General features: G+C 50.0%; 22 protein-coding genes and 1 pseudogene. 9 read left to right on the top strand and 14 right to left on the bottom strand.

Annotation, left to right across the window (positions count from 1 at the left end):
* Positions 1–460 precede the first annotated feature (460 nt).
* The 8 genes and pseudogenes from FDX04_RS16925 to aspA form a co-directional block, all read right to left on the bottom strand.
* Entirely contained in the window at positions 461–1,945 is a 1,485-nt protein-coding gene (locus FDX04_RS16925) for a hypothetical protein (RefSeq protein WP_137371264.1), read from the bottom strand.
* Entirely contained in the window at positions 1,917–2,978 is a 1,062-nt protein-coding gene (locus FDX04_RS16920) for a nucleoid-associated protein (protein ID WP_047660531.1), read from the bottom strand. The genes FDX04_RS16925 and FDX04_RS16920 overlap by 29 nt, the downstream gene beginning before the upstream one ends.
* A gap of 212 nt (positions 2,979–3,190) precedes the next feature.
* Positions 3,191–4,447: an integrase arm-type DNA-binding domain-containing protein gene (locus tag FDX04_RS16915; RefSeq protein ID WP_137371263.1), complete on the bottom strand. Its 1,257-nt coding sequence runs from the start codon at positions 4,445–4,447 to the stop codon at positions 3,191–3,193.
* A gap of 524 nt (positions 4,448–4,971) precedes the next feature.
* Positions 4,972–5,547, bottom strand: a complete 576-nt coding sequence (locus FDX04_RS16910; RefSeq protein WP_006686267.1) for a transcriptional regulator — start codon at positions 5,545–5,547, stop codon at positions 4,972–4,974.
* Between the two features lie 36 nt (positions 5,548–5,583).
* A complete protein-coding gene (locus FDX04_RS16905; protein WP_137361731.1) occupies positions 5,584–7,293 on the bottom strand; it encodes a protein-disulfide reductase DsbD in 1,710 nt (569 codons plus the stop codon).
* Positions 7,269–7,616, bottom strand: coding sequence for a divalent cation tolerance protein CutA (gene cutA / locus FDX04_RS16900; RefSeq protein WP_137361732.1), 348 nt, complete (start codon positions 7,614–7,616; stop codon positions 7,269–7,271). The genes FDX04_RS16905 and cutA overlap by 25 nt, the downstream gene beginning before the upstream one ends.
* Positions 7,617–7,747: 131 nt before the next feature.
* Positions 7,748–9,050 (bottom strand): annotated as a pseudogene (gene dcuA, locus FDX04_RS16895) (anaerobic C4-dicarboxylate transporter DcuA).
* 114 nt (positions 9,051–9,164) lie between these two features.
* Positions 9,165–10,601 (bottom strand): aspartate ammonia-lyase, encoded by a 1,437-nt coding sequence (aspA, locus tag FDX04_RS16890; RefSeq protein WP_032940252.1) that lies wholly within the window; start codon positions 10,599–10,601, stop codon positions 9,165–9,167.
* Positions 10,602–10,938: 337 nt separating this feature from the next.
* Here aspA and FDX04_RS16885 point away from each other — a divergent pair, with 337 nt between their 5' ends.
* On the top strand, positions 10,939–11,415 hold the full coding sequence (locus tag FDX04_RS16885; RefSeq protein WP_006686272.1) for an FxsA family protein: 477 nt from the start codon (positions 10,939–10,941) through the stop codon (positions 11,413–11,415).
* Between the two features lie 49 nt (positions 11,416–11,464).
* Here the strand turns inward: FDX04_RS16885 and yjeH are convergent, their stop codons facing one another.
* Positions 11,465–12,730 (bottom strand): L-methionine/branched-chain amino acid transporter, encoded by a 1,266-nt coding sequence (gene yjeH / locus FDX04_RS16880; RefSeq protein ID WP_137350109.1) that lies wholly within the window; start codon positions 12,728–12,730, stop codon positions 11,465–11,467.
* Positions 12,731–13,005: 275 nt separating this feature from the next.
* Here yjeH and FDX04_RS16875 point away from each other — a divergent pair, with 275 nt between their 5' ends.
* The 3 genes from FDX04_RS16875 to FDX04_RS16865 all read left to right on the top strand — a co-directional run bounded on the left by FDX04_RS16875 (position 13,006) and on the right by FDX04_RS16865 (position 15,476).
* Positions 13,006–13,299: a co-chaperone GroES gene (locus FDX04_RS16875; RefSeq protein WP_000027827.1), complete on the top strand. Its 294-nt coding sequence runs from the start codon at positions 13,006–13,008 to the stop codon at positions 13,297–13,299.
* Between the two features lie 43 nt (positions 13,300–13,342).
* Positions 13,343–14,989 carry a chaperonin GroEL gene (groL, locus tag FDX04_RS16870; RefSeq protein WP_006686275.1) on the top strand — a complete coding sequence of 549 codons (1,647 nt, stop codon included), beginning with the start codon at positions 13,343–13,345 and terminating at the stop codon, positions 14,987–14,989.
* A gap of 133 nt (positions 14,990–15,122) precedes the next feature.
* Positions 15,123–15,476, top strand: coding sequence for a DUF4156 domain-containing protein (locus FDX04_RS16865; protein ID WP_042312852.1), 354 nt, complete (start codon positions 15,123–15,125; stop codon positions 15,474–15,476).
* 88 nt (positions 15,477–15,564) lie between these two features.
* On the opposite strand, the gene yjeJ is transcribed toward FDX04_RS16865, so the two are convergent.
* Both yjeJ and epmB read right to left on the bottom strand, forming a co-directional pair.
* Positions 15,565–16,428, bottom strand: coding sequence for a YjeJ family protein (gene yjeJ / locus FDX04_RS16860; RefSeq protein ID WP_137361733.1), 864 nt, complete (start codon positions 16,426–16,428; stop codon positions 15,565–15,567).
* Positions 16,429–16,612: 184 nt separating this feature from the next.
* On the bottom strand, positions 16,613–17,641 hold the full coding sequence (gene epmB / locus FDX04_RS16855) for an EF-P beta-lysylation protein EpmB (protein WP_042312847.1): 1,029 nt from the start codon (positions 17,639–17,641) through the stop codon (positions 16,613–16,615).
* A 41-nt stretch (positions 17,642–17,682) separates the two neighbouring features.
* Between epmB and efp the strand changes: the two genes are divergently transcribed.
* The 3 genes from efp (at position 17,683) to ecnB (ending at position 18,696) form a co-directional block, all read left to right on the top strand.
* On the top strand, positions 17,683–18,249 hold the full coding sequence (gene efp, locus FDX04_RS16850) for an elongation factor P (protein ID WP_042312845.1): 567 nt from the start codon (positions 17,683–17,685) through the stop codon (positions 18,247–18,249).
* 57 nt (positions 18,250–18,306) lie between these two features.
* Positions 18,307–18,441 carry a lipoprotein antitoxin entericidin A gene (gene ecnA, locus FDX04_RS16845; protein WP_016151394.1) on the top strand — a complete coding sequence of 45 codons (135 nt, stop codon included), beginning with the start codon at positions 18,307–18,309 and terminating at the stop codon, positions 18,439–18,441.
* A 108-nt stretch (positions 18,442–18,549) separates the two neighbouring features.
* A complete protein-coding gene (gene ecnB / locus FDX04_RS16840) occupies positions 18,550–18,696 on the top strand; it encodes a lipoprotein toxin entericidin B (RefSeq protein WP_032940256.1) in 147 nt (48 codons plus the stop codon).
* 30 nt (positions 18,697–18,726) lie between these two features.
* Here the strand turns inward: ecnB and FDX04_RS16835 are convergent, their stop codons facing one another.
* A complete protein-coding gene (locus FDX04_RS16835) occupies positions 18,727–19,326 on the bottom strand; it encodes a LuxR C-terminal-related transcriptional regulator (protein ID WP_137361734.1) in 600 nt (199 codons plus the stop codon).
* A 256-nt stretch (positions 19,327–19,582) separates the two neighbouring features.
* Here FDX04_RS16835 and sugE point away from each other — a divergent pair, with 256 nt between their 5' ends.
* Positions 19,583–19,900 carry a quaternary ammonium compound efflux SMR transporter SugE gene (gene sugE / locus FDX04_RS16830; RefSeq protein ID WP_000118520.1) on the top strand — a complete coding sequence of 106 codons (318 nt, stop codon included), beginning with the start codon at positions 19,583–19,585 and terminating at the stop codon, positions 19,898–19,900.
* On the opposite strand, the gene FDX04_RS16825 is transcribed toward sugE, so the two are convergent.
* A complete protein-coding gene (locus FDX04_RS16825) occupies positions 19,897–20,430 on the bottom strand; it encodes a lipocalin family protein (RefSeq protein WP_042312840.1) in 534 nt (177 codons plus the stop codon). The genes sugE and FDX04_RS16825 overlap by 4 nt on opposite strands.
* 94 nt (positions 20,431–20,524) lie before the next feature.
* Complete coding sequence (gene blaCMY, locus FDX04_RS16820; RefSeq protein WP_137371262.1) at positions 20,525–21,670, bottom strand: CMY-2 family class C beta-lactamase; 1,146 nt, start codon at positions 21,668–21,670, stop codon at positions 20,525–20,527.
* A 131-nt stretch (positions 21,671–21,801) separates the two neighbouring features.
* Here blaCMY and ampR point away from each other — a divergent pair, with 131 nt between their 5' ends.
* Positions 21,802–22,677: a LysR family transcriptional regulator AmpR gene (ampR, locus tag FDX04_RS16815; protein WP_079225640.1), complete on the top strand. Its 876-nt coding sequence runs from the start codon at positions 21,802–21,804 to the stop codon at positions 22,675–22,677.
* The last annotated feature ends 44 nt before the right edge of the window (positions 22,678–22,721 follow it).

The following is a 22,721-nucleotide window of genomic DNA, read 5'->3' as shown; positions in this document are numbered from 1 at the left end:
CACTAAATCAGTAAGTTGGCAGCATTACCAATTTCTTCATCTTCATTATCCACTAAATGCTTTGGTTATTTATAATTAACCACTGGGAGCCAATAATCAGAAAATCTGAGGTAGGGTAACCATTATTAATTCCCTTTTCCGTCAAACAATCATGAATGCAGTTAAGAAAAGCCTTCTTTTATCTTTGCCGAAAAATATGTGTTGACGATGGTTTGCATAAAGCAATTCTACTTACTAATAAATCCCTAATGGCTTTATGCTTAGTTCTTTTTGTTTTCTTTGCTACCTCAGCAAGACGAGCGCTTAAACTATCTATTTTTTTTCATCGTTCTCCTGTTTACTGAGAAGAAGATATTATTACCCGATCAAAATGAACTTCTGTTTAGCAACCTGAGGACTGATTACCATACGTGTTGTCCATTATCAGAGCCAGCTATGATCCCTGGTTGTTTTATTCCAGTCATGAAGGATAGACAGTAAAACCGTTCGGGCTGCGCAGAGCCCACGGGGGAGTCAGAATCTGTAACGCACTCATAACCCAGGTGTAGCCCGACTGCAGGAGCATACTGAGTGACCAGAATTCACTTGCTGCAGCTGTAAGTAATAGCGTGACCAGAATGAGCACAATGGCCGACGTTATTCGCTCAACCCGGTGATATGACCGTATTGCGGCCTTTACGGGAAAACCTGCCAGTTCCTGATAATCCTGTTCATCCAGAAAACCATATAACTTACTTCTCCAGATGGTTCTGTTTTTTTCCAGCAGTGAAAGGGCATGACGGTTGATATAGACCGACATTCCGTATGAGATGGCGATATACAGGGCCAGTGCACAAAATGCCAAGGCATACACTTTTTGCGGGCCACTTTCCTTCAGGGCCTCCAGACTGTAGCGAAGGACCAGAGTGCTGATGACCAGAGCCATATCTTTCCACAACGCGGAAGACAGATCCCGCGACTGCTGCAAAATTTTTTGGGTGTCCTCTGTCAGGCCTTTTCGCAAATCACCCAGTGATTTCAGGGTGTCTTTTCCCCCTGTCCGGATATGGGCCTTGTAGAGCAGCCGGGCTGACTCCAGTGCCGGGGGAAGTCGACACACAATGCCTTCACAAAACGTGACACCCTCAGGCCATTCTCTGGCCAGTTCACTGGACAGAAAGGTATGTTTAAGCTCTGTTTCATTTCCTTCAAGAAAAATCCATTTTGCCGTTTCCTGAATGACATAAAAGGCGGGCAGGGCCGCATGTTCTTCTCCGAATGGGATTTTTCGCGGCGGTTTTCCTGATAGTCCGACCTTTTTTATTTCGGCGGCAAAAAGCTCATTGACGAAACATTTCAATAACTCCCGGCAGGCGAGTGATGCCCAGAGCCTCATTGATCCGTCTGTCAATTTGTCTCCGGACACTAAGATCCAGGGGGCTATAGTATCCGGAGGAAGAAAGTCGGTCGAAAAGCATCTGATGATACTTTTTGTGACGGAGGTTGTCTGGGGAATAACGTCGATGCCACTCTCCTCCGGGTGCATTTTTTCCCACGGCTCGACCTTCCACTGTTGTGTTTCAAATGCCTCGCTGACGAACAGGGCGTAGATAAGGCGATACTGACGAAGCCCGGGATCCCCGAGTAAAAATGTACGCCACCCTTCAGGGGTAAAGAGTCGCAGAATCCCGGGAATCTCATCGCTGATGATAGTGATAAAGTGCTTCTGACCGGGGATACCCTGCGCAGGGTGGATATCATCCCGGCTGTCATCAACAAAGGTGATCCGGAGGTTTTCGGAATCAGCATCTGTCACTTCCCCCCATAACTGAAGGGTGTCATTATCCATGGTACCGGAAATGAACAGTTTCCGGGTGGTTGTCTGCTGATCCTCCGTGATCACCAGATCAGATGCGCGGCGTGAGCAGTCAATTGCCTTACCGATTTTTTCCAGTATCGATGTCATCTGTCACCAGCCCTGCAGTCACTATCACTATACGTTTTCGCCCGTCTTCCATCGTTTGGATGTCCGGGGCATTATCCTCATCGTAGATAACAATAACATCTTCCAGAGTTTCCAGTTTTCTTTTCCGTGGCTTAGGGATGTTCTCAGGGGTGATCCGGAAAGATTCACCTGAAATTCCCAGGTCTTTTATTTTACGGGTAAAGGATTTGACCAGTGGATGATCTTCTTCCATTGGCCCAAAAATCTGGTTCAGCAGGGAAAGGGGCTCATCGGTGTTAAAATCCTGCGCCCCGTGATGTAGCGTTTCATAAATCTTGTTAACACCGCTACGTCTGATGTCGTCCGGTAACAGGTCGCGGTGCTTTTTGAAGACATCCTTGAGTGCGGCAACCAGTTTGTCGCTGAGGTCGGTTGTATTGTTGACGCGCTGTACCTGTAGAAAACGCTCAAAATAAACGGAGATATTGGTTCGTTTGCTGCGATCCCGTACAACAACTTGTCCACCCTGAGCATCTGCCGTCAGGCGGACCAGAGCAATTTTCTGCATGGCTTCTGCTTTCTTGACGAAGCTTTCGCGGAAACGTTCGAGTCTGGGAACCTGAAACTCGTTCCCCTCCGCATCCAGCACGTAACGTACCACATCCTCATTATCATATTTAATGAGAGCAAACAGTTTCTCATCGTTGAGGGCGTGAAGCTCAAAAAGAAAAAATACTCCCATACTGGCATTTTTTGTGTGGTGGTGAGACTGAAAATCGTTTGCCAGAAAAGTGGACTGTTCAGTGAAGCAACTGGTATCAGTATCGGCATTGTTCCTTATGAGGCGAAGAATACGTTCGGTATTGGACAACTCCGTAAACCGGAACATGTTACCGCTTAATGCAGACTTAATCCGTTCCAGAAAAAAATCGACGTGTTCAGGTGGTGATATTTCACTGAGCAGCACGGGGATCTCCAGTTCTCCACCAACGACATGAAAAATCATTCGTTTTATTGTCAGTGCATTAATTTCTTCATCCGTTAAAAAACTCATAGTGATATCTCGTTATTTTGTGTCTTATCTTATCGTTAATTGCTGTGACCTGCTTTAAAGCAGGTAGTATAGATAATCCCCAGGACATACGTAACATATTTCAGCACAGGGTCCGGTGTCAGTGAGTCATCAACCCCTCTGTGAATAAAGGTATACAGGGAAAGGAAAAAAAGAAGGAAACATTCTCCCGGCATCCTTGCCGGGAGAATGGATTATAAGTGTTGTTGTCTGATGTAATCGAAAGGTGAGACCGGATTTTCACGGTTTGCATCCAGAAAATCAGCCCACCATTGGAGCATCAGCCTGCGCTCATCCAGAAATTCCGCTTTATGGATATACGCGGCACGAACACCGTTACGCTCCTGATGGCTCATTTGTCGCTCCACAGCATCTTTTGACCACAATCCTGACTCAATCAATGAACTGCATGCCATTGCCCTGAAGCCGTGCCCACAGACATCGACCTTTGTATCATAGCCCATAAGACGCAGCGCGTTATTCACCGTATTTTCACTCATGGGTTTCCACGGATTGTGATCGCCAGTGAAAATCAATTCATATTCCCCGCTGATGGTGTGGATCTCTTTCAGAATATCCAGTGCCTGAGTGGAGAGTGGCACCAGATGCTCTGTCCGCATTTTTGAGCCACGATGGGAATACTTGACCCCTTCAATAGGTTTCCGCTCAGGAGGAATGGTCCACATGGCTTTCCTGAAGTCGATCTCAGACCACCTGGCAAAGCGTAGTTCACTGGAACGGATGAAGATAAGCAGAGTGAGTTTAGTTGCCAGTCGGGTGAGAGGTTGTCCTCTGTATGCATCCAGTCGTTCAAGAAGCTCTGAAATGCGATTTAAGGCGAGGGCAGGGCGGTGCTGGCGTTTCACCGTGGTTAACGCGCCAGCCATATCCACGGCAGGGTTATAGGTGATAATGCCTGACTGGGCAGCATAGCGCATGATTGCAGTGATACGCTGCTGAAGGCGCGCTGCAATCTCATAGATCTCTTTGGCTTCGGCAGCCTTTACTGGAACAAGTAAATCGGGAGTCCTGAGGGCGGTAATATCACGTGAGCCAATAAAGGGAAACACATGAGTTTCGAGGCTTTTTAGTATCTTCTCACTATGTGAGGCTGACCATTTTTTGTTGCTCTTATGCCACTGCCTTGCGATGCCTTCGAATGTCTGAGCTGTTTCAGGTACAGACTTTTTGATCCGTTTCTGTTCGCACGGGTCAGTTCCCTCAGCTATCAGCTTCCTCGCCGTATCGCGTTTTTCCCTTGCTTCTGATAACGAGACTTCAGGATAGACCCCCAGAGCGAGCGTTTTCTCTTTGCCCAGAAACCGGTAGCGGAGTCGCCAGTACCGTGAGCCGTTAGGGTGAACGAGCAAAAACATGTTGCCGCTGTCGGCAAGTTTGTAAGGTTTTTCATCCGGTTTAGCTGCACGGATTTTAGCGTCAGTGAGCGCCATTGGCGGTATCTCCTGATAGTAAAAGGGGTATAAATTTTATCGAATCAGACTATACCCTCAGTTGTACCCTCGCAAGGGACTTGATGCGGGTTGAAGTTGATTGAGTTGGGTAGAGTTAAGGGATTGTAGAGGTGTTAATTTTGGCGGGTTTAGAATGCAAAAACGGACCTCCATGGAGGTCCGTTGATATGAATGCTCTACCGACTGAGCTATCCGGGCAACGGGGCGCATTAAACCGTATTCACGTCTGTCAGTCAATCAAATTTCAGGAAAAAGGGTTCAACCGCTTAATATTGCGGCAATCTGTGCGTTTGTGCCTGAAGTTTGCACAAATCTTCCAGACCGCCATGATGTCGACAGGTAATGCTGAGCGCAAGAAGAGGGCTGTATAGCACAAGAGTGATTCGCTGCATTTTAATAAAACGCTGACCAGGGCGATTAACAGATTATTTCGCACCACCGTGGCGATGGTGCGTTTTCAGCGACTGATGCTCACTCACTTCGGCCTGTACGGGCTTGTTCGCTTAGGTTAGCGCGCCACCCATACGGCACTGGGCAAAGCGCAGAATATCTTCCGCCAGACGGTGTGCCGTTTCGACATCAGCATGGCTACGATTCACCAGCATGCGGCTCAGACATCCCTCCAGGACCAGTTCCATCTGTTTGGCGACCATGGCCGGGTCGTCAACTTCCAGCGTAGTCAGTAGCTCATGAGTGAAGTCATGCGCTGCTTTTTTTTGTTGGTCGGCTAACTGGTGGATTGGATGTCCAGGATCGGGATAAAACGTGCAGGCGGCAATGAACAGGCAGCCGGGATAGCGATTATTGCTCACGCATTCGGATAGCGCGCTGTAGCGTGCCAGTAATTTCTGTTCAGCGCTCAGGGTCTCATCCAGCAAAAGCTGACGCCGCCAGATATCCACCCGCTGGCTGAGGTAACGTAACGCATCATACAGGATGGCCTCTTTATCTGGCCAAAAGCGCTGTAGTTCATCAAGCGGATAATCGATACGTTCGGCCACCATTTCCAGCGTGGTATTGGCTATCCCTTGAACCTCAAGTAATTTCAGGGCTTCTCCCAGGACATCTTCACGTTGCACGGTATTCTCCTCCGTATTTCCTTTTGCAAGTGTCGCTCACGGTTGACGATCGCGCAAATGTGCGCTGAAGGTCGCTGCATCCATAAAACCCGTTACCCGAGCCTCCGGATGCTCTTTACCCTCGGCATCAAAAAACAGGATAGTGGGCAAACCTAAAACCTGTAGATGTTTCAGGAGAGCGACATCCTTGGCATTGTTTGCAGTTACGTCCGCCTGTAAAAGCACTGTGTCGCCTAGCGCTTGCTGAACCTGCGGATCGCTGAAGGTGTACTTCTCAAACTCCTTACAGGCCACGCACCAGTCGGCATACAGATCCAACATAACGGGCCTGCCTTTAGCTTGTGCCAGCGCCTGATTTAACGCCTCCACCGAGGCCACCGGCGTGAAGTTAAGGTGTGTCTGGGTTTGAGCATGCGGCGTGCCAAACGCCCAGTCCTGCAATGGACGTACACTGACAAGCGCTGCGGCTAACAGGACAATCTGCACGATGCGCATCCAGGCGTGCTTTGCCTGCAGGCTGGTAATGAATGCCCAGCTAAAGAACGCGACGCCCAACAGCGACCACAGGCGCACGCCCCATACGTCGCCAATGATGCGTTCAAGCAAGAAGACGGGAAGCGCCAGAATGACAAAGCCGAAAGCGGTTTTAACCTGTTCCATCCATGGACCGCTCTTAGGCAGCAGGCGGTTACCAAAGACGGTAATCAACATCAGCGGTAAGCCCATCCCCAGCGCGTACAGATACAGCGTACCGCCTCCCAGCCACATATTTCCGCTCTGAGCGATATACAGCAAAATCGCGCTTAGCGGCGCTGTTGTGCAAGGAGAACAGATGAGACCCGCAATCGCCCCCATCGTAAAGACGCTACCGGGAGAGCCGCCTTGCTGGCGGTTACTCAGCAACGTGAGGCGCGTTTGCAATGAGGAAGGGAGTTGCAGCGTGAACAGGCCGAACATAGACAGAGCCAGCAGCGTAAAGATGATGGCAAGACCGATCAGAACATAAGGATTCTGTAACGCCGCCTGAAACTGTAATCCGGCGGCGGCAACAACCAGACCCAGCGCAGTATAGGTGAGCGCCATTCCCTGAACGTAGATAAACGTCAGCAGCAGCGCTCGCCCGGTTGATAACCGTTGCTTGCCGCCCAGCACGATGCCGGAAATCAGCGGATACATCGGCAGTACGCAGGGCGTGAAAGCGATGCCAATGCCGATTAGCAATGCCCACAGCGCGGAAAAGGGAAGTTGGGCTGCGGGCTGTGATTTCTCTTCCGGGGCCTCAGTGACAGGTACGGTAGCCGGAGCCCCCCCGACAGCGGCTGACACTTCACTTAAGGGAACTGTTTTAGTTTCCGGCGGATAGCAAAAACCGGCGTCGGCACAGCCCTGGTATGTGACCGTTAAGGTTGCGCCAGACTTAGCCTGATTAACTGTGACCGGAATATTCAACTGTTTACGGTAAATCTCACTTTTGCCGTAAAACTCATCTTCATGCCAGACGCCTGGCGGCAGTTTTACCTCGGCAATATCGGCCTGAGATGGCGTAATGCTTATCTGTTTGCGATAGAGATAGTAGCCATCTTTTACCTGCCATGAGAGGTTCAGATCGTGTTGGTTTTGCTGAAAATCAAAAACAAACGCCCGATCGGCAGGAACAAACTGCGAGCGGCCGGGCGCGTCAAATAATCCGGCAAAGGTAGATGTGCTGCACAGCAGCAGGATCAGCGTAAGGATGCGTTGAGCCATGAGCGGTAATCAAAGTCTCCGTGAGTGACGGGTAAAACCAGAAGTTCAGGTGTTTGATACGGGTGATGTGACTTCAGGCAATCGAGAAGGGCTTGCTGGTGCGTGACGGTGGTTTTTAAAATCATCTGGACTTCATATTCCTGCTCCAGTTTACCTTCCCAATAATAGAGGGAGGTTGCTCCGGGCAGAAGTGTCACGCAGGCTGCCAGCTTTTCCGCCAGCACTTTTGCAGCCAGATCCTGGGCGGTTGCTTCATCCGGAGCAGTACAGAACACTACAACGGTATCGGGGATGGAAATATCCTGACTCTTTACATCAAGCATAAACACCTCGAAAGAACAGAGTAACCAGCTAAAGAGTGGTCACTATACAACGGACGAGGGAAGGATGTTAGCTAAAGCGGGGTGATGAAGCGGAGGAACTGCAGGGTGCAGAGGCACCCTGCAGGAAAATTTTACAACATGAAGCTGCCCAGCAAGAAGCCGAAGCAGACAGCCAGAACCACACCCAGAGTACCTGGGATGAAGAACGGATGGTTAAAGACGAATTTACCGATACGGGTTGTACCGGTGTCATCCATCTGAACCGCCGCAACCAGAGTTGGGTAGGTTGGCAGAATGAACAGGCCGGAAACAGCTGCGAAAGAGGCAACAGCGGTCAGCGGGGAAACGTTCAGCGCCAGAGCCATCGGCATCAGTGCTTTAGCGGTTGCTGCCTGAGAGTACAGCAGCGCAGAAGCAAAGAAGAAGATGACAGCCAGCAGCCACGGATGGCCCTGAATTACGCTACCTGCAGTATCTTTGATCCAGTCAATGTTGTGAGATACGAAGGTATCACCCAACCACGCAACGCCCAGGATACAAATACAGGCGCTCATACCGGCTTTGAAGGTACTGGAGTTGAGGATGGAATCCGTTTCAACGCGGCAGATGATGGTGGTCAGCGTCGCGATGCTCAGCATGATGATCAGGATAGCGTTGGTGGTGTTCATCAGCGGTTTAGCGACCAGACCCAGGCTTGGGCTGTTGACGATTGCATAGACAACAACGCAAATTACGCCCAGCAGGAACAGCCAAACGGAGGTTTTTGCGCCTGCTTTGATTTCAACTTGTCTTTCACCGCGCAGCTCAACCAAACCTTCTTCCAGACGTTTACGATAAATCGGATCGTCAGACAGTTTAGAGTTGAACAGCATAGTCACCAGGAAGGACATTACCAGAACGGCCAGCAGGGTGGACGGAATAACCACGGACAGCAGGTGAATATAGCTGATGCCATGACCTTCCATTACGGAAGACATGTAAACCACGGCAGCAGAGATTGGTGATGCTGTGATCGCAATCTGAGCAGAAACCACCGCAGTTGAGAGCGGACGGCAAGGTTTGATCCCTTGTTCCTTCGCAACTTCAGCGATAACCGGCAGAGTTGCCAGAGAGATGTTACCCGTACCCGCAAAGATGGTCAGGAAATAGGTCACGATGGGTGCAAGGATCGTGATGTATTTCGGGTTCTTACGCAGCAGTTTTTCAGTTTGATGAACCAGATAGTCCAGACCACCTGCAATCTGCATAGCTGAGATGGCAGCGATAACCGCCAATGATAATGGAAATGACATCGAACGGGATATTACCGGGTTTTACGCCGATAGCGGCGAGAACCAGGACACCCAGCCCACCTGCAAATCCAATACCGATACCCCCAAGTCTGGCACCTAAAAAGATTGCCAGCAAAACGATGATAAGTTCTAAAACTATCATATTAGCCTTCCTTGTTGTTTAACAAGTTGATATTAACTTGTTGTTTTTAAGTAACTTCGTGCAAGAAAAAAGGCACGTCATCTGACGTGCCTTCTCTGGTACTACCCTACACGATTACTGTTCGCTTTCATCAGTATAACGTTTTGCTTTATAAGCCGGGTGCATCAGGTTCTGTACTGAGAAGATATCGTCCAGCTCGGCTTCGGTCAACAGGCCGCGCTCCAGGACAACTTCACGTACGCTCTTACCGGTTTCGGCACAAATTTTACCAACGATGTCGCCGTTGTGGTGGCCGATGAACGGGTTAAGGTAAGTAACGATACCGATAGAGTTGTAAACGAATGCTTCGCACACTTCTTTGTTAGCAGTAATGCCGCTAACGCATTTTTCCAACAGGTTGTAGCAAGCGTTGCTCAGAATGTGAATGGATTCGAACATTGCCTGGCCGATTACTGGCTCCATAACGTTCAGCTGCAGCTGACCTGCTTCAGACGCCATGGTGACAGTGATGTCGTTACCGATGACTTTAAAGCACACCTGGTTTACGACTTCCGGAACAACCGGGTTCACTTTAGCTGGCATGATGGAAGAGCCAGCCTGCAGTTCCGGCAGGTTGATCTCGTTCAGGCCGGCACGTGGACCAGAGGAGAGCAAACGCAGGTCGTTACAGATTTTGGACATCTTCACAGCCAGACGTTTCAGTGCGCCGTGCACCATAACGTATGCGCCGCAGTCAGAAGTTGCTTCAATCAGGTCTTCTGCAGGAACACAGGCAAAACCGGTTACTTCAGCCAGTTTTTTCACTGCCAGCGGAGAGTATTCTTTCGGTGTGTTCAGACCCGTACCGATTGCCGTTGCGCCGAGGTTAACTTCCAGCAGCAGCTCTGCAGTACGCCCAATGTTTTTCACTTCTTCTTTCAGCAGGATGCTGAAAGCACGGAATTCCTGACCGAGGGTCATCGGCACAGCATCCTGCAACTGGGTACGACCCATTTTCAGGATGTCCTGGAATTCATCGGCTTTTTTCTCGAAGCCTTCACGCAGCTGGTTCAGAGCATCAATCAGTTTGATGATGGATGCGTATACCGCGATACGAAAGCCAGTTGGGTATGCGTCGTTGGTAGACTGACATTTGTTAACGTGGTCGTTCGGGTTCAGGTACTGATATTCACCTTTCTGGTGACCCATCAGTTCCAGACCGATATTGGCCAGCACTTCGTTGGTGTTCATGTTGACGGAGGTACCCGCACCACCCTGGTAAACGTCTACCGGGAACTGATCCATGCATTTTCCGTTATTCAGGACTTCATCACACGCCGCGATGATGGCATTTGCCACACTCTTAGGAATGGTTTGCAGCTCTTTGTTGGCCATAGCCGCTGCCTTTTTCACCATTACCATGCCGCGAACAAATTCAGGAATGTCGCTGATTTTGTTGTTGCTAATGTAGAAGTTTTCAATCGCTCTCAGAGTGTGAACACCATAGTAAGCGTCCGCTGGAACTTCCCTGGTACCCAACAAGTCTTCTTCGATACGAATGTTGTTTAACATGTGAACCTTCTTTTTCAAGCTGCCAATGATTTGACTAAACACACAGGATATATGTGATTTCGATTGTTTCTCGACCGACGATTATCCCCTGCATCGGTCTGATACCCGAGATCATATGCTGGTTCAGGATTTCTACCGTAATCTGGATCACTTAAAACGTGGAATTTACCCCTTATTTATTATTCTGTGAAATAGATCACCCCTTTAGGATTAACACTAAATATTAGTGTACAAGCGCCTTGAAATTTTGCTAACCACCTCAATATCTGACTGATGCGAGTCACATAATTTTTGAACAGACGTTGTACAAAACGCCTGTTATTAACAGGAGTCCCCTTTGCGCTGGATACCATTACTTGCCATTTTTCTCTATGTTTACATAGAGATATCTATTTTTATTCAGGTTGCCCATGTGTTGGGTGTTCTGATGACCCTGATTTTGGTTATTTTTACGTCGGTTATCGGGATGTCTCTGGTTCGTAATCAGGGATTTAAGAACTTTTTACTGATGCAACAAAAAATGGCGGCAGGTGAAAGCCCGGCTGCAGAAATGATCAAGAGCGTTTCGCTGATTATTGCCGGTCTGCTATTAGTGCTGCCTGGTTTTTTTACCGATTTCCTTGGTCTTCTTCTTTTACTCCCCCCGGTACAGAAGCATCTGACGATGAAACTGCTGCCACATTTGCGTTTTTCTCGTATGCCCGGCGGTGGTTTTAGCGCCGGAACGGGTGGGGGCGAGACCTTTGACGGTGAGTTTCAGCGCAAAGACGAGCATCGCGACAGTATTGAACATAAAGACGATCGTCGGGATTAAGTATCAGTTTGTAGGCCGGATAAGCGTTAGCGCCATCCGGCAAACATGTTTATATGCCGGATGATGGCGTCAGCGTCGACTTATCCGGCCTGCGGGGTAAAAACAGCCACAGCGCCGCCAGCATAATCAGCGCATAGAGACTCTTCCAACCGACCATCGCCAGCAATAGCAGACATAGCAAACCGCCAACGATCGCCAATGCGCGATAGTGTCCTTTCAGTAATCGACAACCTGCCAGCATGCACAGCAGATAAATCATAATAAAGATGCCGTTAGCGTAGACGATTAACGCATCGAGATTGATTTGCAGCATATAGATGCACAAGGTACTGACCACGCAGCAACCTAGCACGGCGTTCAGCGCATTGCGCGGAAGATGACGAGGGGACAGACGCGCCAGATAACTCTCCGGCTTGTATTGCGCTTGCGACCAGACCAGCCGGGCGAAACTTTGAATATAAATGTTGAGACTGGCAAAGCAGGCCAGATAACCAATAATGCAGGCGACCCACAGTGCCTGTACGCCAAACAGCTGTACAACAATTTCGGGCAGTGATGCCGCCGCTGCCATTTGCTCGCCGTAAGCGTCAAAATGAAGGACGACGACGGTGCATGCCCAGTAGACAGAACCTGCCAGCAGTAGACCGATCATCAGCGCGCGCGGGAAGTCTCGCTCCGGATTTTTAAATTCAGAGGCCAGATGGGCAAATGCTTCAAGGCCGACAAAGCACCAGAACATCACCGACAGCGCGGCGAACAGTCCGGGAAGTTCAATTTCGCTAACCGCAGGGAAAGGGATTTCATTGGGTTTTAGATCGCCCGCCCACCAGATGGCGACAATCAGGGCCACGATCAGCCCGGCAATGACCGTTTGCAGATTAGCGCTGGAGCTGGCGCCGCGGGAGCCTATATACCAGACCAACGCCAGCGTGCCGAGTTCTGCCAGCAGAAGCTGCCCGTCATGCCAGCCAAACATCGCCTGGCCGAATCCTGCGGCAATATGTAATGCCGCAGGTAAGCCCACGGGGATTACTGATAAAAACAACCATCCGGTGACGCGCTCCAGGCGCGAGCCAAAGGCCATACCGACAAAATGCGCCACGCCGCCCGCGCTGGGGAAATGGCGGCCGAGCACGGCGAAGACAATCGCCACGGGAAAGACTAAAACAATTAGCACCGGCCAGGCCCACAAGCTATTGTTGCCAGCAACCAGCGCAGCCAGCGCGGGGACGGCAAAAACGCCTGTACCTAACAATGATGTCGACAACAGGCCAACGCCCTGAGCCAGTCCCAGCTCTTGTTTCAGTCCGCTCATAAGTTGTTATCCAGTTATGCCCGTTGACTGGGCTACAGCGCAGATTTTTGATGGTATCACAATCGGATTTGCTTATGACGACGTGACTGAAATCGTTATGGAATGTGAGGTGCGTCGGTGTTTTGACGGGATTTTCTGCTGATAAAAATTTTTTTTCGCTTGCCCCCTTGAAGGCACAAAACCCCATCCCCATCTCTCTGGTCACTAGCCGGGAAACCGTTTACGGGCCGGCGTCACCCATAACTGATAAAGACTTTCTCAAAGGAGAGCTATCAATGAGTATTCGTCCGTTACATGATCGTGTGATCGTCAAACGTAAAGAAGTTGAATCCAAATCTGCTGGCGGCATCGTACTGACCGGTTCTGCAGCAGGTAAATCAACTCGTGGCGAAATCATCGCTGTCGGTAAGGGTCGCATCCTGGACAACGGTACCGTACAGCCGCTGGACGTGAAAGTCGGCGATATCGTTATTTTCAACGATGGCTACGGTGTTAAATCTGAGAAGATCGACAATGAAGAAGTGTTGATCATGTCTGAAAGTGACATCCTGGCAATTGTTGAAGCCTAATCCGCGAACGACACTGAACATACGAATTTAAGGGAAAGAGAAAATGGCAGCTAAAGACGTAAAATTCGGTAACGACGCTCGTGTGAAAATGCTGCGCGGCGTCAACGTACTGGCAGATGCAGTGAAAGTTACCCTCGGTCCAAAAGGCCGTAACGTAGTTCTGGATAAATCTTTCGGTGCACCGACCATCACTAAAGATGGTGTTTCCGTAGCACGTGAAATCGAACTGGAAGACAAGTTCGAAAACATGGGTGCGCAGATGGTGAAAGAAGTTGCCTCTAAAGCGAACGACGCTGCAGGCGACGGTACCACCACCGCAACCGTACTGGCTCAGTCCATCATCACTGAAGGTCTGAAAGCTGTTGCTGCGGGTATGAACCCGATGGATCTGAAACGCGGTATCGACAAAGCGGTCGCTGCTGCCGTTGAAGAACTGAAAGCGCTGTCCGTACCGTGCTCTGACTCCAAAGCTATTGCTCAGGTTGGTACCATCTCTGCTAACTCCGACGAAACCGTAGGTAAACTGATCGCTGAAGCGATGGACAAAGTCGGTAAAGAAGGCGTGATCACCGTTGAAGACGGTACCGGTCTGCAGGACGAACTGGACGTGGTTGAAGGTATGCAGTTCGATCGTGGCTACCTGTCTCCTTACTTTATCAACAAGCCGGAAACTGGCGCTGTAGAACTGGAAAGCCCGTTCATTCTGCTGGCTGATAAGAAAATCTCCAACATCCGTGAAATGCTGCCGGTTCTGGAAGCCGTAGCGAAAGCAGGCAAACCGCTGCTGATCATCGCTGAAGATGTTGAAGGCGAAGCGCTGGCAACTCTGGTTGTTAACACCATGCGCGGTATCGTGAAAGTCGCTGCTGTTAAGGCACCTGGCTTCGGCGATCGTCGTAAAGCGATGCTGCAGGATATCGCTACCCTGACCGGTGGTACCGTTATCTCTGAAGAGATCGGTATGGAGCTGGAAAAAGCAACTCTGGAAGATCTGGGTCAGGCAAAACGCGTTGTTATCAACAAAGATACCACTACCATCATTGATGGCGTAGGTGATGAAGCTGCAATCCAGGGTCGCGTAACTCAGATTCGTCAGCAGATCGAAGAAGCAACTTCTGACTACGACCGTGAAAAACTGCAGGAGCGCGTAGCGAAACTGGCAGGCGGCGTTGCGGTAATCAAGGTTGGTGCTGCGACTGAAGTTGAAATGAAAGAGAAGAAAGCCCGCGTTGAAGATGCCCTGCACGCAACCCGTGCTGCGGTAGAAGAAGGCGTGGTTGCTGGTGGTGGTGTTGCGCTGATTCGCGTAGCGTCCAAAATTGCCGGCCTGAAAGGTCAGAACGAAGACCAGAACGTCGGTATCAAAGTTGCGCTGCGCGCAATGGAAGCTCCGCTGCGTCAAATCGTTCTGAACTGCGGCGAAGAGCCGTCTGTAGTGGCTAACACCGTGAAAGCGGGTGACGGTAACTACGGTTACAACGCTGCAACGGAAGAATACGGCAACATGATCGACATGGGTATCCTGGATCCAACCAAAGTAACGCGTTCTGCTCTGCAGTACGCAGCTTCTGTTGCGGGTCTGATGATCACCACCGAGTGCATGGTTACCGATCTGCCGAAAGGCGATGCGCCTGACTTAGGTGCTGCTGGTGGTATGGGCGGTATGGGTGGAATGGGCGGCATGATGTAATCATGTTGTTCTGAACCTCTCAGAATTGAAAACCCCCGGGCAGAATTGTCCGGGGGTTTTTCTTTTGGTCATCTTTTTAGTATATGATTCAGCTACGGACATAACGTCCAACTAATTGATTATGGGGAATGACATGCACGTGAAATATTTAGCAGGGATCGTTGGTGCCGCGCTACTGATGGCGGGTTGTAGCTCCAGCAACGAACTGAGTTCAGCCGGACAAAGCGTACGCTTTGTCGAAGACAAGCCAGGCGCAGAGTGTCAGCTGATTGGCACCGCAACCGGTACGCAGAGCAACTGGCTTTCTGGTCAGCATGGCGAAGAGGGTGGGTCTATGCGTGGTGCAGCGAACGATCTGCGTAACCAGGCCGCAGCAATGGGTGGTAACGTGATTTATGGCGTCAGCAGCCCATCACAGGGAATGCTGTCCAGCTTTGTGCCTACCGCCAGCGAGATGAATGGTCAGGTTTATAAGTGCCCAAATTGATAAACGCGGTTGATGCCGGATGGCGACGCTAAAGCGTCTTATCCGGCCTACGGTACACATGATCGTAGGCCTGATAAGCGCAGCGCCATCAGGCATTCTGAGCTTTATGCGCAGACTGAACGCGTAAATGATGTAGCGCGCGCAAACACTGATCCTGATTGAGCTTTTGGGTTTTATCACCCGTCAATGTTCTGACAAACACCTGGCACGGTACACCGGCAAGTTTTTTCAGTCGTGGGCTGAAGTCCAGAAGGCGTCGGGTAATGGCCTCAGCTTCTTTACTGCCGGAAAGGGCGCGAGTTTTTACTACTGAGCCACAGAATTGAGCTTTACCCTTTTCATCCTTATAGCGGTAGATAATCGCCAGGTAATGGTTAAACAGGTTATGTTTCCATTCTGGTTGTGTATATGAATCATATTCAAGATTGTCGTTTTGCTGGCAATCAACATCGTACAGCGGTAAGAAATCCAGCAGCGATGTAATTCTTAACGCTAATTCCTGCATGCCAGCATTATTTATTGCATGAATGATTGCATGGGCTAATACCTGGATCTGCAGTTCATTAATCAGTAATTGGTGGGTTTGTCCGTCATGTAGCGTCAGAGAAAATGCTAAGCTTTCTCCTTTGTCATCCACTAACATCAGCGAATTGATGCGACGGTTTATATCCGCATTTTTTAACTCATCTTCCTGAATTAACGGGATATTCTCGTGCATCTTTTTACTGGCTTTGTCGCGTTCTTTTTCATATTGCAAACGCGCTTCTTCGCTAAGTTGGTGCTTCGCATGGAGTCTGCTCTCCAGGGCGATAAGCAAATCTCTTAGCCCCAACGGTGAGAGAAAAAACAGCGACTCTTTATTTCTTGGTTCTTTGATCTTAAGTGCCAGAGCAACAAATTCATTCTTCTGACGAATAACACCGGTATTAATACCCTTAATACTAATAACCATCCAGGGTTCTCCCTAACCATATATTTATTGGAAATCTACATTTGTATTAATTTATAAAATTTGCAAATGAGTTGTTGCACAGTGCTAGTTAAAATAGCACATATTAAAAGTGCGACTCTACCTGCTCGGATATTAAATACTCGGGATTGGTAGTGAGTGTCCATAATCGGACACTCACTAAGAATTATTGCTGGCGTAATTGCAGGTCCAACGGCGTTTTACTAGGTTCTCCGCCAATTTCTCGCGCCAGTTTAGGGACCATGTAACCGGAAACCAGCGTCAGCAGTTCACGCATAATCTGACGCGCTTCCTCGTCGCTGACCATAAAGTGGGCGGCACCCTGCACTTTATCCAGTACATGCAGGTAATAGGGCATAACACCCGCATCAAACAATGCGTTGCTAAGGTCGGCCAGGGTTTGGGCGTTATCGTTAACACCACGTAGCAATACGCTTTGATTGAGTAGCGTAACGCCTGCTTTGCGCAGTCTGAGCATCGCCTGACGAAATGTCTCATCAACTTCATTGGCATGGTTAATATGATTGACCAGCAGAATTTGCAGTGAAGAGTGAGCAAAACGTTCGGTCAGCCCTTCGGTAATACGCGCCGGGATCACAATCGGTAAACGGCTGTGAATGCGCAGACGCTTAATGTGTGGAATGGTTTCCAGCTGCGTGAGCAGCCAGTCCAGTTCGTGATCCTTGGCCATCAACGGATCGCCGCCGGAGAAGATGATTTCATCCAGTTCTGGATGGGCGGTAATATAGTCCAGAGCGACTTGCCAGTTGCGCTTGTTGCCCTGATTTTCGGCGTACGGGAAGTGTCGGCGGAAGCAATAACGACAATTTACCGCGCAGCCGCCTTTGACCAGCAGCAGCGCCCGGTTGCGATATTTATGCAGCAGGCCGGGAACCACACTGTGCTGTTCCTCTAGCGGATCGGTCGAGTAGCCGGGGGCGGCAACAAACTCTTCCTCGGCGGTAAGTACCTGACGCAGAAGCGGATCGTTTGGATTGCCTTTCTCCATGCGCGCAATAAACGCGCGCGGCACGCGCAGGGCGAAAAGTCGTCTCGCGTCGCGTCCGGCCAACAGTTTTTCATCTGCGTCTATATTCAAAAGATGCAGAAGTTCATCGGGATCGGTCACAACATCGGCAAGTTGCGATAACCAATCTTCTCTGGATGGGGTATTTAGGGTTACAATATGCGCCATTTTGTGGCTTAGCTACCAGTTAACAATTTTCAGAGGGCCTTATGGCAACGTACTATAGCAACGATTTTCGTGCTGGTCTTAAAATCATGTTGGACGGCGAACCTTATGCGGTTGAAGCCAGCGAATTCGTTAAACCAGGTAAAGGCCAGGCGTTTGCGCGCGTTAAGCTGCGTCGCCTGCTGACCGGTACTCGCGTAGAGAAAACCTTCAAGTCTACCGACTCTGCCGAAGGCGCAGATGTAGCCGACATGAACCTGACCTTCCTGTATAGCGACGGTGAATTCTGGCACTTCATGAACAACACCACTTTCGAACAGCTGGCTGCAGACGAGAAAGCGGTAGGCGATAACGCTAAATGGCTGCTGGACCAGGCTGAATGCATCGTGACCCTGTGGAACGGTCAGCCGATCTCCGTGACGCCGCCGAACTTCGTTGAGCTGGAAATCGTTGATACTGACCCGGGTCTGAAAGGCGATACCGCTGGTACTGGCGGCAAACCGGCTACCCTGTCTACCGGCGCAGTCGTTAAAGTTCCGCTGTTCGTACAGATCGGCGAAGTGATCAAAGTGGATACTCGCTCAGGCGAATACGTTTCCCGCGTAAAATAAGACACTTATTTGATCTTGTGGCGCAGGTTGCTGCGCCATACTTTTTCCAGGGCAGGAATGATGAAACGTCTTCTCAGTCTTGTAATGCTAATCCTTTTCACCAGCACTCTACTGGCTGGCTGTAATACCGCGCGCGGCTTCGGTGAAGACATCAAACATCTCGGCAATTCAATCTCTCACGCCGCCAGTTAAACTTCTCACATAATCTGAAAAAACGGTTGTTTATCCATCACACTTCCGGATCTTGTCTATTATTAAGTAGCTATACACAAACAATATTGGCTAGAAAAGGAAGACGTTATGATTAAGAAGACAATTGCTGCGATCTTTTCTGTGTTGGTACTTTCTTCCGTATTAACCGCGTGTAATACCACGCGAGGCGTAGGGGAGGATATTTCTGACGGCGGTAACGCTATCTCTGGTGCGGCGACAAAAGCTCAGCAATAATGCTCAACGGTACGACGCTGGGTCGTACCGTTAACTCTCCCTGTGTGGGAGTGAGAGGAACGGTGAGAAGCGGTTCCCCAGATGAAGCTTCAGACGAATATTTCGTTTATAGGTATACACCGTTTTGCCATGAATGCAGAGCGTGGCGGCTATAACCTGGTTACTCACGCCATCCATCCACATTGACAATACTTTCTCCTCCTGCGGCGTAAGCAGTGGCGTCGCATTTTCGGCTAATGCTAATGTGGGGCGATCTTGTAGCGCTTCCTGAATCGTGTGTGTAAGTGCGTTTAGCGAGGTGTGTTTGGTTAATACCGAATAGGCGGTGGCTTGAGAAGCCGGGATGGACGCGTGCTGTCTGTCCGCTGATTGCAGTAAGATCAGAGGTATGACGCCACAGCTCATGAAAAAGGGCTTAACTGGCGGAGTGGAATGCGCCTCGCTAATAAAACTGTATAAATCCGCAATGACCAGATGCGGTTTCCACTGCAAAATATGCTCTTTTGCCAACAGAAGATTATTAATTCCTGATACCAGAAATGAGGAGTTGAACCTGCCAGAATGATTAAGCAATGCCTCTATCCCTGTGCGGGTAAAGTGGCATCGGTCAATCACTAAAATTTTAAGCATAAACTTTTCGCATTCAGAAGAGGGGCAATCGACTTCCTGATTTCAGAAAGCCCTTCATCATAGAGAACTCCGATGAGTGCCAAATGCGGGAACTACGCCGCTAATTATGCCTAATTCTTGCTTTTAACGAACGGTGAATAAAAAGGTTGAAATTCATTTTCTGTCGGGCAAAAATGCCATTTCACACACCAGCTTTGCAGGACGACCTGCAAACGCTTCTTTCACCGGGGACGGCCCCATTGTTCTGGAGCCTGATATGTCCTGGATCGTTTTATTAATTGCCGGTTTGCTCGAAGTTGTCTGGGCGATTGGCCTGAAATATACCCACGGTTTCACACGTCTGACGCCAAGTATTATCACTATTGCGGCCATGATCGTCAGTATCGCCATGCTCTCCTGGGCGATGCGTACTTTGCCAGTTGGGACCGCCTATGCCGTCTGGACCGGTATTGGCGCCGTCGGGGCGGCCATTACCGGAATTCTGCTGTTGGGTGAATCCGCCAGCCCGGCGCGTTTGCTGAGTCTGGGGCTGATTGTGGCTGGTATTATTGGTCTGAAGCTTAGCACTCACTAAGTACCAGGCTGTTTCACCCAAATCAGTTTATTGACGTCAAACCCTTCCCGGGTCGCGATAGCCAACATTTGCTGCTTCATTTCATCTGAAATGGTGGGGGTCCGTGAAAGGATCCACAGGTAATCGCGATCCGGGCCGCAAACCAGCGCGTGGCGATATTCCCGGTCGAGCGCAATCACGTTATACCCGCCGTAAAAGGGGCCGAAGAATGACACCTTGAGCGCAGCCCGATTTGGGTCGCCAGTGAAATAGGCTTTACCCTCCGTTTTTTGCCACATCTCTCTGTCCGGGTTATAGCCCTTATTGATCACGTTGATACCGCCGTCGTCGCGCAAGCTATACGTTGCGGTCACTTTTTCCAGTCCACGTTCGAAGCGATGGTCTAAACGTGCAATTTCATACCAGGTACCAAGATAGCGTTTAGCGTCAAAGTTATTCACAACGGTAACGCCTTTTGGCGGTGTAGGGGTACTGCAGGCGACAACCAGAAATGCAGCGGTAACTGCAGCAACGACGGGCAGAATACGCATAAGATTTTCCTTGCTGTTTTTTTGTTAAGTGTAGATGACAGCAGGAAAAAGAAGAGGAAGAAACGAGGTCCGCTATAGCGGACCTCGTCGTCAGTTACTGTAATTTTTCAAGAATGCGCCAGGCTGCATCGACGCGAGCAGGATTTGGATAGCTTTTGTTTGCCAGCATCACGATGCCAAGATTTTTTTCTGGAACGAAAGCAACGTAGCTGCCAAATCCGCCAGTGGAGCCGGTTTTATGCACCCATGAGGCCTTCACGGCCGGGGCTGGCGGATTGACCTCAACGGCGGGAAGCGCCGCTAACGCGACTTTACTGTCGCTACCGTTGATTATCGAGTCGGCATTCACCGGCCAGTTCAGCATCTCCCAGCCTAATCCCTGGTACATATCGCCAATACGCCAGTAACGAGCCTGCGCGATTTCAATTCCCTGTCGCAGCGTTTTCTCTTGTACCTGGCTGGCGTCCATGTTGGCCTGAACCCAGCGGGTCATATCGACAAGACTGGATTTTACCCCATAGGCTTCGGCATCAAGCTGCCCCGGAGATACATGCACGGGCCTTCCTTCGCGATAGCCCCAGGCATAATCCTTTTGTTCGCTCTGCGGAACCGTAATCCAGGTATGCGTCAGTTTTAATGGTTGCAGGACGCGTTTGGTCATCGCCTCTTCATAGCGCATTCCTGAAGGTTTCACCGCCAATGCGCCAAACAGACCAATACTGGAGTTAGCATAGAGACGTTTAGCACCCGCGGCCCATTGCGGCTGCCAGTTTTGATAAAAGCGCAGTAATGCCGCTTTATCTGTAGCATCGTCAGGTACCTGAAGCGGCAGACCACCCGCCGTATAGGTGGCCAGGTGCAGCAGGCTGATACCCTGCCATTGTTTGCCAGTTAATTCGGGCCAGTATTGGGTGACCGGATCGCTGAGCTTAATTTCACCACGGGCGATAGCATCGCCGCCCAGCACACCGTTGAACGTCTTACTGACTGAGCCTAGTTCAAACAGCGTTTGCTGGGTGACAGGACGGTTTTTGGCGATATCGGCTTTACCCCAGGTAAAGTAATAAGGTTTTCCCTGGTAAATAATTGCCACGGCCATACCCGGAATAGCCTGTTCTTGCATCAGCGGTGTGATGGTGCGGTTTACGATATCGGCAATCTGTTGTTCTGTTTTTTCGGCGGCAAACGTTGAGACAGAGGCTGTCAGCAGCAACGCGCAGCATAACGATTTTTTCATCATGAAATCAGTTCCGTAATAAAAAGCAAAAGGGTGTCCGGGCCCGTCAGACGCAATCAGTTTGTTTGATTTGCAGTGTGTTGACAAACGGTTAAATTTAGCAGCAGATATAAGTTTTTCTAACAGGCCAGATGATGACGCGTAGCTATATCCCCCTTAACTCGCTGCGGGCTTTTGAAGCCGCGGCCAGACACCTTAGCTTTACCCGCGCTGCAATTGAGCTCAACGTAACGCACTCTGCCATCAGCCAGCATGTCAAAGCGCTGGAACAGCAGCTAAATTGTCAGCTTTTTGTGCGCGGCTCTCGTGGGTTGATGCTGACGACAGAAGGGGAAAGTCTGTTACCTGTACTTAATGATTCTTTCGATCGTATGGCGGGGATGCTGGATCGTTTTGCCACTAAACAAACCCAGGAAAAACTTAAAATCGGGGTAGTGGGGACCTTTGCGATCGGTTGTCTTTTTCCTCGACTCAGCGACTTTAAGCGTAACTATCCGCATATTGATTTGCATATTTCCACCCACAATAACCGCGTGGATCCCGCCGCTGAGGGACTGGACTATACCATTCGTTACGGGGGAGGAGCCTGGCATGATACCGACGCACAATATTTGTGTAGCGCGCTGATGTCCCCGCTTTGCTCGCCAGAATTAGCCGCACAGATCAAGGTACCTGCAGACCTCCTGAAATTCCCGCTATTACGATCTTATCGGCGAGATGAATGGACGCTTTGGATGCAGGCCGCCGGAGAAGCGCCTCCGTCACCGACGCACAACGTGGTGGTGTTTGATTCTTCCGTCACAATGCTGGAGGCCGCGCAGGCAGGGATCGGAGTGGCGATTGCCCCGGTAAGAATGTTCACACATTTGCTTGGTAGTGAACGTGTCGTTCAGCCGTTTCTAACGCAGATTGATCTGGGGAGCTATTGGATAACGCGTTTGCAATCCCGACCTGAGACATCTGCAATGCGTGAGTTTTCCCGTTGGCTGGCTGGTGCTCTGCACAAATAAAAAGGCCCGCCAATGGCGCAATACTGTTCACTTAAGCGGAGCAG

The sequence above is a fragment of the Citrobacter sp. wls615 genome (assembly GCF_005281355.1).
Taxonomy (GTDB): domain Bacteria; phylum Pseudomonadota; class Gammaproteobacteria; order Enterobacterales; family Enterobacteriaceae; genus Citrobacter; species Citrobacter werkmanii.
This window is presented reverse-complemented; position numbering and strand designations above follow the sequence as displayed.